Origin of the sequence: Vitreoscilla massiliensis, assembly GCF_001457815.1 — a bacterium.
GTDB lineage: Bacteria > Pseudomonadota > Gammaproteobacteria > Burkholderiales > Neisseriaceae > Vitreoscilla > Vitreoscilla massiliensis.
Genome location: NZ_LN898220.1, coordinates 317,601 through 333,059, shown reverse-complemented (window position 1 = coordinate 333,059; position 15,459 = coordinate 317,601). Strand labels below are relative to the sequence as shown.

Annotated in this window: 19 protein-coding genes and 1 tRNA gene; 5 read left to right on the top strand and 15 right to left on the bottom strand. The window is 47.3% G+C overall.

The annotated features are described in order from the left end of the window. Positions 1–184 precede the first annotated feature (184 nt). From BN3003_RS10365 to BN3003_RS10315, 12 genes are all read right to left on the bottom strand, one after another. On the bottom strand, positions 185–838 hold the full coding sequence (locus BN3003_RS10365; protein ID WP_187119857.1) for a hypothetical protein: 654 nt from the start codon (positions 836–838) through the stop codon (positions 185–187). Positions 839–3,012: 2,174 nt separating this feature from the next. Continuing rightward, positions 3,013–4,821: a DUF927 domain-containing protein gene (locus tag BN3003_RS10360; protein WP_058356577.1), complete on the bottom strand. Its 1,809-nt coding sequence runs from the start codon at positions 4,819–4,821 to the stop codon at positions 3,013–3,015. Continuing rightward, positions 4,818–5,846, bottom strand: a complete 1,029-nt coding sequence (locus BN3003_RS10355; RefSeq protein WP_058356576.1) for a DUF7146 domain-containing protein — start codon at positions 5,844–5,846, stop codon at positions 4,818–4,820. Before BN3003_RS10355 ends, BN3003_RS10360 begins: the two co-directional genes overlap by 4 nt. A 52-nt stretch (positions 5,847–5,898) precedes the next feature. Next, positions 5,899–6,141, bottom strand: a complete 243-nt coding sequence (locus tag BN3003_RS10350) for a hypothetical protein (RefSeq protein WP_058356575.1) — start codon at positions 6,139–6,141, stop codon at positions 5,899–5,901. 9 nt (positions 6,142–6,150) lie between these two features. Further along, positions 6,151–6,537 carry a hypothetical protein gene (locus tag BN3003_RS10345; RefSeq protein ID WP_058356574.1) on the bottom strand — a complete coding sequence of 129 codons (387 nt, stop codon included), beginning with the start codon at positions 6,535–6,537 and terminating at the stop codon, positions 6,151–6,153. After that, positions 6,534–6,839 carry a hypothetical protein gene (locus BN3003_RS10340; RefSeq protein ID WP_058356573.1) on the bottom strand — a complete coding sequence of 102 codons (306 nt, stop codon included), beginning with the start codon at positions 6,837–6,839 and terminating at the stop codon, positions 6,534–6,536. Before BN3003_RS10340 ends, BN3003_RS10345 begins: the two co-directional genes overlap by 4 nt. After that, positions 6,836–7,081, bottom strand: coding sequence for a hypothetical protein (locus BN3003_RS10335; protein WP_058356572.1), 246 nt, complete (start codon positions 7,079–7,081; stop codon positions 6,836–6,838). Before BN3003_RS10335 ends, BN3003_RS10340 begins: the two co-directional genes overlap by 4 nt. Further along, entirely contained in the window at positions 7,078–7,464 is a 387-nt protein-coding gene (locus BN3003_RS10330; protein ID WP_058356571.1) for a hypothetical protein, read from the bottom strand. Before BN3003_RS10330 ends, BN3003_RS10335 begins: the two co-directional genes overlap by 4 nt. Continuing rightward, a complete protein-coding gene (locus BN3003_RS10325; protein WP_058356570.1) occupies positions 7,461–7,697 on the bottom strand; it encodes a hypothetical protein in 237 nt (78 codons plus the stop codon). The genes BN3003_RS10330 and BN3003_RS10325 overlap by 4 nt, the downstream gene beginning before the upstream one ends. Next, positions 7,694–7,867 (bottom strand): hypothetical protein, encoded by a 174-nt coding sequence (locus BN3003_RS18845; RefSeq protein ID WP_159061430.1) that lies wholly within the window; start codon positions 7,865–7,867, stop codon positions 7,694–7,696. Before BN3003_RS18845 ends, BN3003_RS10325 begins: the two co-directional genes overlap by 4 nt. 21 nt (positions 7,868–7,888) lie before the next feature. Beyond that, positions 7,889–8,650, bottom strand: a complete 762-nt coding sequence (locus tag BN3003_RS10320; RefSeq protein WP_082625635.1) for an antA/AntB antirepressor family protein — start codon at positions 8,648–8,650, stop codon at positions 7,889–7,891. A gap of 15 nt (positions 8,651–8,665) precedes the next feature. Further along, positions 8,666–8,848 (bottom strand): helix-turn-helix transcriptional regulator, encoded by a 183-nt coding sequence (locus BN3003_RS10315; RefSeq protein WP_058356568.1) that lies wholly within the window; start codon positions 8,846–8,848, stop codon positions 8,666–8,668. Positions 8,849–9,031: 183 nt separating this feature from the next. Here BN3003_RS10315 and BN3003_RS10310 point away from each other — a divergent pair, with 183 nt between their 5' ends. Continuing rightward, the gene (locus tag BN3003_RS10310) at positions 9,032–9,568 is read left to right on the top strand and encodes a YlcI/YnfO family protein (RefSeq protein WP_058356567.1); all 537 of its coding nucleotides are present in this window, start codon (positions 9,032–9,034) and stop codon (positions 9,566–9,568) included. A gap of 27 nt (positions 9,569–9,595) precedes the next feature. Here BN3003_RS10310 and BN3003_RS10305 read toward each other — a convergent pair whose 3' ends face one another. Both BN3003_RS10305 and BN3003_RS10300 read right to left on the bottom strand, forming a co-directional pair. Beyond that, entirely contained in the window at positions 9,596–10,768 is a 1,173-nt protein-coding gene (locus tag BN3003_RS10305; protein WP_058356566.1) for a tyrosine-type recombinase/integrase, read from the bottom strand. 228 nt (positions 10,769–10,996) lie between these two features. Beyond that, a tRNA-Ser gene (locus BN3003_RS10300) sits at positions 10,997–11,087 on the bottom strand. A 196-nt stretch (positions 11,088–11,283) separates the two neighbouring features. On the opposite strand from BN3003_RS10300, the gene BN3003_RS10295 reads away from it, so the two are divergent. Further along, on the top strand, positions 11,284–11,937 hold the full coding sequence (locus BN3003_RS10295) for a YiaD family glycine zipper/OmpA-like lipoprotein (RefSeq protein ID WP_058356565.1): 654 nt from the start codon (positions 11,284–11,286) through the stop codon (positions 11,935–11,937). 341 nt (positions 11,938–12,278) lie between these two features. Here the strand turns inward: BN3003_RS10295 and BN3003_RS10290 are convergent, their stop codons facing one another. Continuing rightward, on the bottom strand, positions 12,279–13,517 hold the full coding sequence (locus tag BN3003_RS10290) for a YihY family inner membrane protein (protein ID WP_058356564.1): 1,239 nt from the start codon (positions 13,515–13,517) through the stop codon (positions 12,279–12,281). A gap of 78 nt (positions 13,518–13,595) precedes the next feature. On the opposite strand from BN3003_RS10290, the gene wrbA reads away from it, so the two are divergent. From wrbA to BN3003_RS10275, 3 genes are all read left to right on the top strand, one after another. Further along, positions 13,596–14,207, top strand: coding sequence for an NAD(P)H:quinone oxidoreductase (wrbA, locus tag BN3003_RS10285; RefSeq protein WP_058356798.1), 612 nt, complete (start codon positions 13,596–13,598; stop codon positions 14,205–14,207). Between the two features lies 1 nt (position 14,208). After that, positions 14,209–14,937, top strand: coding sequence for an oxygen-insensitive NADPH nitroreductase (gene nfsA, locus BN3003_RS10280; protein WP_058356563.1), 729 nt, complete (start codon positions 14,209–14,211; stop codon positions 14,935–14,937). A gap of 295 nt (positions 14,938–15,232) precedes the next feature. Continuing rightward, on the top strand, positions 15,233–15,442 hold the full coding sequence (locus BN3003_RS10275; protein WP_058356562.1) for a hypothetical protein: 210 nt from the start codon (positions 15,233–15,235) through the stop codon (positions 15,440–15,442). Positions 15,443–15,459 lie beyond the last annotated feature (17 nt).

Here is a 15,459-nt window from a genome sequence, read left to right as displayed (position 1 = left end):
AGTGATATGGAAAATGATTTCTAGCCTGACAGAACAAAATAAAGCTATCTGCTTAGAAATGATAATGAAGCTTGATGCTGATGATAGGCGTGTATTTTTAAACCCGTATATGATTGCGGTTAATTCGCTGCCTATAAAATCAGAGCCATGCCATTTGTTGCGTAAAGCTTAATAAATTTCGACTTCAATATCGCCATTGCTTAATCTCTGCAATTTCATCTTTCAACGATTGGATTGCATCGATGCCAAATAGCGGCATGGTTTTATTCATCTCTAGATAGGTCTTGCACTCAATCAAACGATACTCACGCCTCAAAGCCTCAAAGGTTCGCCAGTGCATCCCCTTGGGCTTGCCCTCATATCCATTCAAGAAGCCAGCTTGCCACTGCAAACGCTCTCTTAGCTTATCCAGTTTGCGCGTTTGGCGGTCTAAATGGCTCTCAGTGGTGGACGGGTAAACAAGGTTACAGCACTTGCGGCAGGCAAATACGGTACGCCCATACAGCATAGCAACGCGCTTTTGACATGATGGGCATCTAAACCAAGCACGCTTACCACCCAAGTGGCAAGGCGTGTAGCACAGGCCAACAAAATAACTGTGGCTTTGTTTGTCTTGCCCATCAAATGCGGTTTGGTAGTCTAGTTTAATTTTATCCTGCTCGGTTGTTGTGATTGTGATAGCTGCCACTACACGGCCGCGCCGTTTCCATTCTAGTTTATATTGCATGTTAGGTTTTAATAAGCCATCCCTGGTCAGCTTGCTAATGCTTAATTCCCTGTATGCGGTCGTTTTGCTTTTGCCTTTCCCTGCTAAGTGTCCCCCCCTTGCCATTTTCATTTACCCCAAATCAATTGCGAAGTTTAAGTTTTATTATACGCTACTTAATTGCTCTCAATGCTCATGCGGCCTCATACAAGCGATTTAACAGCCTTTTGCCTAAATCCTTATCTTGTTTTGGTTTGATGATTAACGCGCCCTGTGTGCTGTTTTTGAGCTTGCAATCGCTATTGCTGCGCTTTTGGTTGCGGTGGTGTGCTTGATTTACCTTAGAACATTGTTTGCAAACCTCCTGATTGGCTGTTAGCTAAATGGGCTGTTTGTTGACTGTCCTTTTATGGACTTAGAAAAATCAAATCAGCCGCCCCAAATTTGGGTTGGCGGTCTTTTTATGGACTTACAAAAATATTGCGTGCGCCCAAAATTGGGCTGAGGCAAATCCACCCATCCAAATATGGTTTGGCTATGTATTTCAATTGATTACATACGAACGCAGTGCGAACGCAAAGCAAGCGCAGTGCGGTTGTGCTGCTATATTCCCGATTCGCAAAAAGGGGATTCGGTATTTTTACTAAGATTTCAGTAAAAAGCCGCTTACTAAAAATTTAGTAGCCGCTCAATTTTCACCGAATTTGGGGAAAAGTTTACTATCGTTTGTCTCCCGAATTTGGTGAGCAAAGGCCAGTTTTTAACAAATCTGTTAAATACCTTGGATTCATTAGGGTGGGTCGTTTGGCGGCCTATACCGCCATAGGCAGGGGGGCGGATTGAAAGTTTTGGCTTTTTCGATGATGTACACCGCCCGTCAAGCTTTGAAATAACGCTAACCGAAAATAAGCCTCGCGCGTGCGTGCGCGCATGAGCCTCTGTCGTTTCTGAGTTGTCACCATGACAATGCAGCATCTAATTAGCTACAGCGTGACTAATTTTGGCTAATTGGCGGCTTGATACGGCCATAGTATCAATTTGATACTATGGTATGGATTCAATACGATAGTACGGGCTTGATACAGTTAGCTGCGAAGTGGGATTTTCCCACTTTGTTTAAATACGGGATTTCCCCGCTTTATTAATTACCGTTTTGATTGGTATTTGACCACACCACCAAAGGATACCCTCAAACTGAGGCATCCTTGCAATATTCCTGTTTCAAACAGGAAAACTCAAGGGGGCGTCACTTTGGGGGCATCCTTTGTCATGGGTGCGTCAGATTGACTTACCCTGCGCCCTCAAATTTGAGGCGGCTGAGTTTTCATCTTTGCTTTTCAATCAATATCTTGCGTCCACAAAACTCAATTTTGAGGCTTTCTATAAAAACAATGACTTACAAAACGCACTTTTGCGCTTTGCTTTTAAATCAATTGGTTAAGGTGTGGTGATATTCACCATGCCTTATGCTTTGGCTTGCCCATTGGTGCAATTTGCCCTAATGGCTGGTTGTGGTGATTTCCACCATAACTGAACCGTGGTGATTTCCGCCATAGTTAAACAATGGTCATTTTGACCACGGTTGAATTGTCACGATTTCCATGACAGTTGAACTATTACGCTTTTCGTAACAGTTGAGTTATTACGATTTTCGTAACGGCTGAGGCGTTTCGATTATCGCAACACCGCTAAACATGCCCCTAAACCGCCCAACAAAAAAAGTTTTCATTTCGCGGCCATGCCATCAAAGGTAGACGGGCGGTGTCGAACACTTGCATCTGAAGACTTTTAACCCACCCCCACATCATTCACTCAGTTGTCACGATGTCCGTGATAACTCAAGCAACCAACACCACCACAAAGCCACATCCTGAAAATACGTAATAGGGATTTTCCGTAATAGGGCACTTCCTGATTAGGCTGCCATGTGGTCAATTCTCGCTGCTATCTCTATACATGAATAAAAACGTGCGTTCTTGTCGTTCTTGTCGTGCTCGGCTCTGTAATGCTTGCCAGTAAAGGATTTCAAGAGAACGACATAATTTTAAATTTGCGTTCTCGTGCGTTCCGTTTGCGTTCCCTAGCCATGAAAGAACGACAAGAGCACGACAAGAGAACGACACCACCAAAGCAATAAGCACAATTTTAATTTATATAAGTATATGAAATATATAATAAATAAATAACATTAATACTAGAGGGAACGACAGAACGACAAGAACGCACGTTTTTTACGCGCATGTGCTGCTGTATTTTGATGGGCAACAAAAAACCGCCCATTGTCGGACGGCCTTGTATTGCTTCACTTATTCGGTTTCTTCGTCTTGCTCTATTGGCGGTACTGAGCCGATAAAAACATAGTAACGCTTTTTCTCACCGTTAAAGGTCTTGGTTTTGGTTTTGTCACGGCCTGTTGGTGGTGTGAGTAGCCAGCCTGCCACCTCATACACTTGCACCACTTTGGCGCGGTCAAAGTCTTGGCATATTTCAGCATCAAATACACTTGGCAGCACCCAATACAGTGGCGTTTGCTCCCCGCGTTCTTCTCGCAATCCTGCAAAGTTTGGCGGCGTGTGTTCGTTGCTGCTGGCTTTGTTCACTGACACAAAGCGGTTGTATGCGTATTGCTCAAAGAAAGCCGCGCCATATTCAAATATCTTGCGTTCTTCATAGTTGCCCGTGCCGCTTCTTACTATCCAGTCATCAAGACATTGCTTAACGGCCTGCGCTGCTTCTTCATGGCTCAGTGGCAGCAATCCCGCATCAATCGCCAATTGCAGGGCAGACACCACCAAAGCGAAGCGGTCTGAGATTCGGCCTGCTTGGTTGCCCATTGGGGGCAGGGTGGCCTTGAATGTGTCCATGTACTGCCTTGCTGTGGCTGTGGTGGCCTCTTGGTTGTTGAGCAGTGCATCCACAAAGGCCGCGCCCACCGTACCGTAATGCTCAAGACTGGCTTGGTTCAAGTGGTCGGCAAATGCCTTGCCAGTGTCAAAGCTGTGGACGGTATCAAACACACCCAAGCTTTTGCCCGCATTGGCAGGAATAGACGGTAAACGCGTTTCCTGTCCTGCTTGCCACTGGTATTTGCCACCACGCTCAACGTAAGAGCGTATTGGCTTTTCACCCGTTGAAAACAGCAGCGTGCGCCACATACTCATGGCTCGATTACCGCCGTCTTTCGCACCTTGGGCTTTGCTTGTGCCATTCAATACGCTGTAGGCCACATCACACACGGCTTTTTGTGTCGCTTCGCCGATTTCGTCCAGCATCATGAAATTGTCGTTGCGACTGTTGGCCAAGTTGGTGAAAGCGTAACCCGTACCATTCCAAGACGCTTTTGCTGTGAGTGGGTGCGCCCATACTGACAATGCGATTTTGGCCGCAGTGGTCTTGCCGTCTGAACTGTCAGAATGGATATGAAAGCCGCCGCTTTCCATGCCAAGCAGTTTAAGCAAGGGTGCGGCTAGGGCAGTACCCACCGCCAAGCACAAACGGCTGTTGCCAGCCAAATAGCGGCCTATGGCATCGTTCCATGATTGCACCGTACCTTTGCCCTTGAATGCCTCGGCTTGGCTCTTGTCGCCGTTGTAAATCACGTTTAAGTCGTCTTGGTGGGTTAATACTTCGCCACTGGGCAGAATGTAAGCCTTACCGTCATGATGCCAACCACCCTTGGTAGTGATTGCATGGCTGATATTTAACGCCTCTCTTTGAATGTGGTCTGCCAGTTTTTCACGGCCTTGCTTTGGTGAGTTGACCATCACGCCATTGTTTTGCAACACGCTCCAGCCTTGGCCTGTACCCACCACACCCAAGGGCAGCACGATCGTTTTACTTGGCTTGCCGTAATGCTCGGGTTTTTCCAGCACAGCATAGTGGTTGCCGTCATCATCCACACCACCGCCGCAGTGCTTAAAGCAGCTTGAAAGCGGGGTGCGCTTCTCTTTGACTTCGCCTGTGTCTTTGTCTTGCTCACGGGTCACATAAAATACGCCGCTTGGTGTCGGGTCTATGTATGGTTTCAATTCATTAGCGGGCTGCTTGGCAAGATTCACTATCTCGGCCAGTTTCACATCAATGACGCTCTTGTCTAATTCTTGGGCTTGATTCATGCCGCCGCCTTTCTTGCTGTTACAACGTCCAGCACATCCATTCCATTAACGCCGCTTTGCCATATCCGCACATCAACACCCTGAGCGATTGCGCGTGATTCCAGCCTCCTAGCGGCCTTAATGCCTGCTTGGTTGGCATCGGTATCGGCAAACACAAACAATTGCTTTGCGGTGCTTGGAATCGCCATTGCAGCAAGACCGCCAGCACTGCCACACGCCCACACAGGCAATTCGGATTGCTGATAGACCGCTGCTGCATTTTCGATGCCCTCGCACACGGCCAACGTATCGGTCACAGGGCATAGTTGTATGGCAGCGCCTGCATTGCTGCCTTGGTATCGTGCCATCATCTTTTTGGCATCAAGTAAGCGGCCTGTAAATGGGTCGGCAAGCTGTAGTTTGCCCGTACAGTCTGCGTTTAAATAGGTGCGGTGCAAGCCCGTCAATGTGCCGTCCACACTCTCAAACTTGGCAACCATTGCAGGGAATTTACCGACAAGGTGCGGCTTACCTGTATCGTCTTGTGTCCAATAGTCCAAAGCCTCAACAAAGCCCAAAGCGGCCACCATTGGCGCAATCGCGGCCACATCCAAGCCACGGCCTTGTAAGTAGGTTTTAATGCAGTCATGGCCTCGGTTTTGCTCGGCTACTGCCCACAGCGCTTGCAATGCCTCGATGCGGTCTTTTTGTGGTTGTTGGGGCTGCTGTGGTGGTGTTTTGCGCTCAGGCAATGGCTCACCCTCAGTAATACCCAAAACGCCAGCAACCAGCCTTACAGCCTCTTTAAAATCACATTGGTAAACGTGCTGTACCAAAGCGAAACCATCACCGCCTAAACCGTCCATTTGCCCGCATACAAACGTGCCGCGCCCTTGTTTGTCGTCATATCGAAAGCGGTCTTTGCCACCGCAGGCAGGGCATGGCTTGTGCTTGTTCGTCAGATATTCAACACCCACACCCAAAGCGGGCAAAATGTAGCCCCACTGCCCTGTGGCATGGTCTATAATTTCAGTGTAATTAATCATTTGATTGCCTCAATCATTAAACCGCCTCTACTCAAGGCGGTTTTTCTTTTTCTTAAGCTGCTGTGCCGTGGCTAAGGTTGATGGTGCATTGCTGGCAATACTGAAAATGCCCAATCTCAGTAAAGCCGATTACAGCCACGCCACCGTCGTCAAACACATCGACAATACCCAAGCTCAAAGCCTCCTCAATCACGGCCTTGGCGTGCTGCAATTGGCGGTATGGTTGCCCTTTGATGGCCTCAGCCTGTACTGCATCAAGGAAGCCCATTAAACGGGTCGGAATGATTTGTGTCATGGCGTGCTCCTAACTGTTTAAGCCAGTGTTGGCAGGAATGGCGTTGGCAAACAGAGCATCTGCTTGTTGCTTACGCAGCTCAAAATAAAAATTCATGGCCTTGAAGATCGTTGTGAAGTTTTCAAGGCAAGCAGTAGCCAGTGCGGTAGACGCTGCAACTTCACAGGCCATCAGGCAGGGCATGTGTGATTCAATGGCAGTATTAAAACGATTCAAGGCATTGAGCATCTCAGCACCACCAATACGTTGTATTGTGTCCATTTCACTTAGGGTCAAATGGTCGATGCTCTCAGGATAAAAATTGTATTTGTCCTTGATAGCGGCCACTTCATCCCAATAGGCGTGCGCTGCTTTGCTGATGGCCTCAGCCGCAGGGGATTGGATTACTTCGCTCATTCCTGCACCTCCACGTCACTGGTAGCCAATTGCTGAAGCTCTGATAAATCAGGCAGGGCAAAATCTGCAAGATTGAGTGCTTTAATCGGGAAAATTTCCGATACATCCACCACAAGCTCACTGGGATTCGGTAGCGTTTTCAGCAACTCAAGCAAAGCCGCTGCTCCAGCGCTGCTTATCTGCTCAATTTTGCCAACCGCTTGTTGGTACTCATGCGCGCACCGTTGAATATCTTGCAGTGCGGCCTCTGTTTCTTGGCTGATTCGAGCCAACTCATTCGCGAATTGTTGTTCTGCATTCATGCTGTGGCCTCCTGAGCCTTTGATTGCGGCTTACTCACAAGCCAGTAGCGGTTGCAATGGGTTTGACCACCAAAGCGATTGGGTACGGTTTCACGTTCTGTACGGAATTGATAACCCATCTTGGATAAATTGCTGATGGTGCTGTTAAGGCATGAATCACCGATTGCTTGCGCCTCAAATCGGTTTAATCCCTGCCTGGTGGATGTGGCCTCGATTACGGCCTGCTGTTTGGTTTTACTCATTGGACAGACTCCAGCAAACGCGATTTAAGGCGGCTGTACTGCTCTACATCGGACGACACCACCATAAAGGCATCATGAGGTTGACCACTGGCAGCATAGGCTTTGCAAGCATCGTATGCGGCCTGTTGGTCGTCATGTTCGCTAATGGGTGTCAACGTACAGGCCACAGCATCAATTCCAGCGTGATAGGCCGTGGGTATGGCTACCACTGCTAAAAATGTTGTCGGGCGCACCCATGTATTAAGCCGATACTGCTTGCCATCTTGCTGTTGTAACAAGTCTTGCAACACTGCCAAGGCATCGGCCTCAGTGCTTGCGCTGGCAATATGTTTTAAGCGGCTTTGTTCGCCTTGGGTGATAAATTCACTGATAGTTACAGTCATGCGGCCACCTTGCTATTTAATGCCATGCGAAGCGCACCAATGTTTTGAACGTCATAGACTTTTGAAGCCCTGATAATGGTCAGCATGGTGCGAATAGCGACTTTTAATTCATCGTCTTGTAGATTGGCATTTAAGAAGCTCATGCCCGCCAATTCAGCCTGCCACAAGGTATCTGAGGCCGCATCATGCAATTCAAGGTATTGCTGTGGAGTAGGGAGTAATACTTGATTCATGCTGCTGTAACCCCCACACGTTTGACCGTCCAAGTGTTGCTGCTTTGCTGAATCTGAAAACATGCGGCGGCATTGGTGCGTAGCATGTTGTCGATGAAACTGTTTGCGGCCTCTTGCGAAGAAAAGCAAACTTCTTTGCCCTGTTGGGCTGCGGTTGCTATCATGTCCATGCGTTTATTTCCTATTTCCATTCACTTAGGTAGACGTATGGTGTTTGCTTCGATACTTTGGTCGGTGGAGAAGCGAACGCCATTTTCATTTTGGGAGCGGCTGAAATGCTCTGCTAATTTTGCCAATCCCTTACTGGTTATTAATGCTTGTGAATATTGATGCCCATTAGGTGCTATGCCAGTGTTTTGAATCATGTAACCGCCATCACTTGCTTTGGCTGTTATCGTCATCGGATTACTGTTTTTAATCACCCATCCAAGCTGTACCAATTTGCTTTTTAAAACTGGCTCTCTCACTTTTAAGTGCTTGGCAGCCAATCTAAAGTTGATGGTGTCGGTACGGTCTGACAGTAAATCTAAGGCGGCTGCTTTGGGTGCTGCAATTGCCAATTGGTCTTGTAAGTCTGCTGCCAGTCTCAATGCCTCGGAGAATGTTTTAGGCAGGGCAGGCATCACTTGTTTGGCTTTGCGCTCACAAGCAAGGAAATACTGTCTAGCCTGTTTACCTTTTTCATTGCGTTCAACCATCGAAAGCTCTTTCGCCATGTCGAGCGAGATGTGGTATTCGATACGCGGACGGCCACCATTTGGGGTTTTCGCCAAACTTGGTGAAAAGGTCACGAAGTCTTGATTTTCAATAAATTCGTACTCGGCAACTCGCCCCTTAAACCAGTTTGAAAAATCTCGCCCCACTTCCAGGAACTCATGCAACAAACGAGCATTAACTGCTTGTTGTGCCTGTCCTGCTATGGACACTATGTCCAAAGTCATTAAGTCACTCATGTGGTCACCTATGGTTTAGTTGGTTGATTTCGTGTTGCGCGTTGGTGCGTCTAAACGCTGTTCGCGGGAATTAATCCACGCTTCTACTTCCTCTTGTTTCCAAAAATTGCGACGGCCTACTTTGATAGGCAAGGGGAATCCCTCGTTTTTCATGTAGTTGTAAAACGGGTTCATAGACTTGTAGTCGAATCGAGCCATTAAGTCAGTTGCTTTCAAAAGAGGGCTGGTTATCACTAAAATCTCCAAGAGTCATTGAAATTTAATTAAGCCAATGCAAGTTTTAATCTTGCATTTGTTTTCATTATACATAAAAAATTGCATTGAACAATATGTGATGGTGGTTGATAATAAAAAGAGTTAAAAAACACTCAAGGAGGCTATATGGCAATTAAGCATACGGGAGGGAAAAAGACGGATAACTTAACTGTAAGGTTTGAGCCAAAGCTAAGGTATCTTGCTGAAATTGCAGCCAAATCTCAGAAGAGAAGCTTGTCAGCTTTTGTGGAATGGGCAGTTGAAAATATACTAAATGATGTGGAGGTAAAGGATAGGGTTAATAGATTTGTAAAGCTGTCTGAGGTCAGTAATGCTTTATGGGATGTCAATGAAATAGAAAGATTTATTAGATTGGCAATTGTCTTGCCTGATTTATTGACATTTGAAGAGCAAAAAATTTGGAAAATTATTACATCTTATCCATACTGTTTTTCATATTATCCCGATAGAGATTTATTTTTCGATCTAGATGATGTGAATTTTAAAAATATCATTAAACATTGGGATTTGCTTGTATCAGCGGCTGAGCAGTCAAAGGATGCAATAACTGAATTAGATACATTGGAGAAAAACTACTCCATGCCTCCTGCAAGGATAAAGCCACCAGCACTTGGTGATTTGGATGATGATATTCCATTCTAAAAAAGCCGCCCATGTTGGCGGCTTCTTTCATTCTTTGGCCTCTTGCTGTGCTAAAAAATCATGCCACCATTGCAGCATTTCCCTGCGTTCCTCAAGGTAATCAGTGCGATTGTATGCGCTGCGTACCTTGTCCTTATCTGAGTGGCTTAGCTGAGCCTCAATTACATCTTCTCGAAACTTCCTTGATTCATTTAGTATGGTTGATGCTGTTGAGCGCAGGCCGTGGGCGGTGGTGTTGAATTTGGCTTTACGCAATGCAAGCCGTGGGCTTTCACGGTGCAAGTGGCCTTTGCCGTCCAAGCTTTCAAACAGGTAAGTGCCGCCTTGATTGATATACCTGATTGTGTCCAGTAGCTCCATGAGTTCAGCAGTCAGTGGCACAACATGTTCGCGGTTGCGCTTCATGCGTTCAGCAGGAATCACCCACAGCTTTTTATCTAAGTCGATTTCGTTAAAGGTTGCGCCCACTGTTTCGTTAGGTCGGGTCATGGTCATAAGCTGCCATTTAATCGCCAGTTTGGTTATGGTCGTTGATGCTGAAAACCATGCCATCAAAATAGGTAAATCAGCCTCGGGCAAAGCATCAAAATTGCCCTTGATGGCTTTTCTGAATGCGTTATTTTGTACGCTTGCCACGGGGTTAGTGTCTGATAGGCCACTGCTCACAGCATAGCCAAACAAGAGATTTAACGCGGTCTTGGTGCGTCTGAGATATTCCAAAGCATTACGCTGTTCAAATGGCCGTAAAGCATCAACAATATGGACGGGCTTAATCTCTCGCACATCTTTACCAGTCAGTATAGGCAACACATCCTTATCAATGGCGCGTTTGACCTGAGCCGCATAACCCATGCTTACAGTTGGCTGCCATCTTTCAAACCACGCGGCATAGACTGAATCGAAAATGTATTTGCTTGTGTCGGGCTTTTCTTCAATCACAGGCAAGCCACGCACTACACGCTGCTTTAAGGTATCAGCCCATTCGGTCGCTTCGGCCAGTGAGAAATTAGGGTAACTGCCAAGGTATACAGTGCAGTCTTTGTTTAGTGCTTTATCTATGTATCTGAATGCCCACAGTTTGCCGCCATTTGGTTTTACAAATAAATACAATCCTTTTCCGCCAGTTAATTTGTACGTCTTGTCTTTGGGCTTTGCGGCTTTAACTGCCGCATCAGTAAGCCTCTTGGCTATCTTTGGCATATTTGGGTTACTCCAGCATGAAAAGCGGTTTAAACGCCATTTTGGGTTACTGTTTTTTGGGTTTATGGGATTGGTAACCCGTAGCGTAACCCATAAAAAATATGCTGAATAGTGATTATTTGTGATTCATTGTGATAGTAAATGATGATAGATTTTCGTGAAAGTATTGTATTTGCTAGATTTTAGGCAAATAAAAAAGCACCCGATGATGGGTGCTAATTTGAATATTGGCGGAGAGGAAGGGATTCGAACCCTCGATACGCTATAAACGTATACACGCTTTCCAGGCGTGCGACTTCAACCACTCATCCACCTCTCCGAAAGCAAGCGCATTATACCGATAATTTCGATTTATGCAAAATGGCGCTAAAGAATGTTAATGCGCATGGGTGATTTTGGGCTGGCGAAACTTTTTGGATATGGCATCATCTTAACGCGGTATTGAGCAAATTGTGTAACAGTGTCACCATTACGTTGTGAATATGTATTTTACATAACCATCGAGGAATCTAAAAATGAAAATGTCGAAAACCTTCAGCGTTATCGCAGTGTGTTCAACTTTGGCTTTGACCGCTTGTGCGGTGGATCCTGTAACGGGTCAACGTGATCGCAACAACACCGTCATCGGTGCTTTGGGCGGCGCAGCCACTTGCGGTATCGTTGGCGCTTTGACTCACGGCAGCAAAGGCGCGCGTAACTCAGCCTTGGCTTGTGGTGCGGTAGGTGCCGGTGTGGGTGCTTACATGGACTACCAAGAGCGCCAATTGCGTCAAAGCTTGGCCAATACCCAAGTACAAGTTGACCGCGTGGGCGATGAAATCCGCTTGGTAATGCCTGAAAGCATCACTTTTGCCACTGGCAGCGCCGCTTTGAACAGCTCGTCTACCACCACTTTGGCCTCTGTTGCCGATGTGTTGGCCAAATACACCGACACTACCATTCAAGTAGTGGGTCACACTGACAGCACCGGTTCTGACGCGATTAACGAGCCTTTGTCACGCAACCGTGCGGCTGCCGTGGCCAACTTCTTGAGCAACCGTGGTGTGGCGTCTAACCGCATTACTGCAACTGGCATGGGTTCACGTCAACCGATTGCCAGCAACACCACCACTGAAGGCAAGGCACAAAACCGCCGTGTGGAAATCAAAGTAAACCCTATCAAACAATAAGGGTTTGAAGCGGTAATGAAGCGGCCTGTAAGCATTTACAGGCCGCTTTTGTATGGGGTTTATTAGTGTCATGGCATTAGAGACCAAACATGTGATGTGAGTCTTGCAATGCAGTCATATTGAGATGCTATTGCATGCAGATGAATGAGGCGGCCTGTAAACCTTAAATATGTTTTACAGACCGCTTTTGCAAACGTTTTATTCAGTCACTATCGCACAGATGATAGAGCAACGATGTAAGGTGTGAGCTGAATTTTTGCTGAGTTAGCAAGAAGGTATAAGGTGCCAGAGCACAGATTATGCGGCCTGTAAGTTGTTACAGGCCGCATCTTAGATTGCATTCAATCTTGTGGCGTTTGACTCGATTGCTGCACAAAGTCGGCCAAGGTCATCGACAAAGTCGATAAACTCGGTTGCATGAAGTTTTGCACCATCAAGCCAATGCGGTCGTCTTGTTTGGCCTTGGGGCGGTAGACGAAAATTTCAAACACATCGCGCAAATTGATTTCATATGGGTTGGTTTTCAGCAGCCAGCCATCGTTGTCGCGGGTGACAAAGTGGTAGTGTTGCAATTGCTCCAGTAAATCGCCGAGTTCGTCGTAACCCATATTGATGTGGCTGCGAAACGCGCGCGTGGGCAGGCTTTTGCCTTGACATTGCGACTGTGCCAGCAAAATCAGGATTTTCAACACATCGTCAAAACGGCCATGTTGGCCGGCATGGCGTTGAAACGCATCGCCTTGCCAATACGACAAGGCATTGGTCAATACCGCACCTGAGAGCAAGATGGCCCACAACACATTGATCCACAGCAAAAACAGCGGTATGGCGGCAAACGCGCCATAAATCACCTCATAACTGCCAAAATGGCTGAAGTAATAGCTGAAGATGCGCTTGGCCAATTCCAAAATAATCGCGCTCCACAAAGCGCCCAACAGCGCGTGTTGCGACGGCACATAGCGCGCCGGTACCACGCGGTACATCAGCCACAATAAGGCGGTATTGACCAAGGTTGAAATCAAAAAGTGCAAAATCCATGCGGTATTCGGGTATTGAAACGCGAACACCGATTGGCGCATAAACCAGCCGATTTGTGAGATGGTCAGCCCCAAAATCAGCGGCCCCAAAGTCAATAAGGCCCAATACACCAATAAGCGCGTTAACAACGGTCTGGGCTTGTTGGCGCCCCAGATTTGGTTAAACGTGGTTTCGATGGTGTTAATCAATAACACCGACGACACGATTAACATGATTAAGCCTATGGTGGTGAGTTTGGAAGCGTTTTCCAAAAAGCCGACCACATAATCGTTGATGACTTTGTAACTGGCTTGTGGCACCAGATTGTTGGTGATGAATTGTTGGAATTGGCGCGTGATGTCTTCAAACATCGGAAACGCCGAAACCACGGTCAAGGCGATGGTAAAAAAAGGCACCAAGGCCAATAAGGTGGTGAAGGTGAGGCTGGACGACACTTGGAACAGGCGCACATCCAAACAGCGCTTGATGAAGAAGACGCAAAATTGCCAAAGGCGTTGTTGCTGTAAGCGCATGTAGATGGCATTCAGCCAAGCTGTGTTCATAAGGCGTCCTGTAAATGCACATAGCGGCTCATTGTAGCGTATTATTTGCCCTGAATTGAAATCGTAAGAAGGTTAATGATGTTGAAAATATTGGTTTTGTATTACAGCCAGAATGGCAGTGTGTTGAATTTGGCGCGTGAAATTGCCAAAGGTGCAGACAGTGTCGCCGGTTGTGAAGCAGTACTTCGCACCGTGCCCAAGGTTTCGACCGTGTGTGAACAAGTGGCAGACAGCATTCCTGACAGCGGTGCGCCGTATGTGAGCACAGCGGATTTGCGTGAATGTGCGGCATTGGCGATGGGCAGCCCAACCCGTTTTGGCAATATGGCCGCGGCGATGAAGTATTTCTTGGATGGCACCAGCGGCGTGTGGTTGTCGGGTGATTTAATCGGCAAACCTGCCAGTGTGTTCACCAGCAGCAACAGCATGCACGGTGGCCAAGAATCGACCTTGTTAACGATGATGGTGCCGTTGTTGCACCAAGGCATGATGGTCTTGGGCGTGCCTTACAGCGAGGCCGATGTGGGCACCACCCAAAGCGGTGGCACACCGTATGGCGCCTCACACGTGTCGGGCAACGATGGCAAAAACCAATTGAGCCCAGCCGAAAAACGCATTGCATTCGCGCAAGGCCAACGCTTGGCGCAAACGGCATTGGCCTTGTCTTTGGGCAAGAAAGCAGGAGCATAAAATGGCCTTACACAGCGAGCCAACCTTGGCCACCCAATTGCAACACCGCTCGATACGCGAATTCACAACCGAAGCAGTATCGGACGAGATGCGTGCGGCCTTGTATGCCGCAGCCGCTTCTGGCGCGACCTCGAATTTTTTACAATCCACCCACATCATCCGCGTCACCGATGTGGAAAAGCGCCAACAATTGCGCCAAATCTGCGCCGGCCAAGTGTATGTGGAAAGCGCGCCTGAGTTTTGGGTGTTCGTCATTGATTTTGCCCGCCATCGCGCCTTGGTAAACGACATACAGGCCGATTGGTTGGAAGCCAGCATCATGGGTTCGATAGATGCAGGCATCATGGCGCAAAACGTGTTGTTGGCGGCAGAATCTTTGGGTTTGGGTGGGTGTTACATCGGGGCTTTGCGCAACGATGTGGCGGCCGCTGCGGCCATTTTGGATTTGCCCGCCGAAACCTTGCCGGTGTTTGGCATGTGTTTGGGCCATCCTGCGCAAAATCCAGTGGTGAAACCAAAATTGCCTGCGCCGTTGTTTGTCAGTGAAAACACTTACCAAACTCAAGACGCGCAAGCGGTGGCTGCGTATGAGGAACAGGTGAAGGCTTATTATGCCGAGCGTGGCAGTGCGGTAGCGACTTGGGAAGATGCGATACGCAAAACCCTGTGCAAACCAGTGCGTCCGCACATGTTGCCGTTTGCGCAGCAACAAGGCTTAATCAAACGCTAAACGGAATCAAAATCACAAGTGCCGCAGTCTGTTAGGACTGCGGCTTTTTTGTGGTTGTGGTACTTGAAAACAGCAGTTTGATGTTAAGTCATGGCTTTATATGAAGATTTAATGCAGTTTTTGTCAAGAAATTGCAAAACTGCTGCGTGCAACAGCGATATTCAGGGCTTATGGCATGTTTATTGCAGTCATGTGAATGAACACAGACATCCATTGATACAAATAAAATAAGAATCAACAGCAAAACAGCTTCTGAATATGGGAATGCTGCAATTTTGAGATAAGGACAGGTAAGATGTTAAGCAATTTGTTCTTGGTTTTTATTTTGCTCATGGCAGGTTTATTGGTGGGGCTGAGTATTTACGATACGCTCAGCAAACGCCAATGGGATGACCAATTTGAAAGCCAAGCCAGTGGAGATGATCATGGCAAAAGCTCGATGCGACAATTGGTGTTGTGTTTGGCTTTGTCAGTGCCTTTGCTCATCATCTTGTTGTTGTGGTAGTTTGCATAGAATTTTCC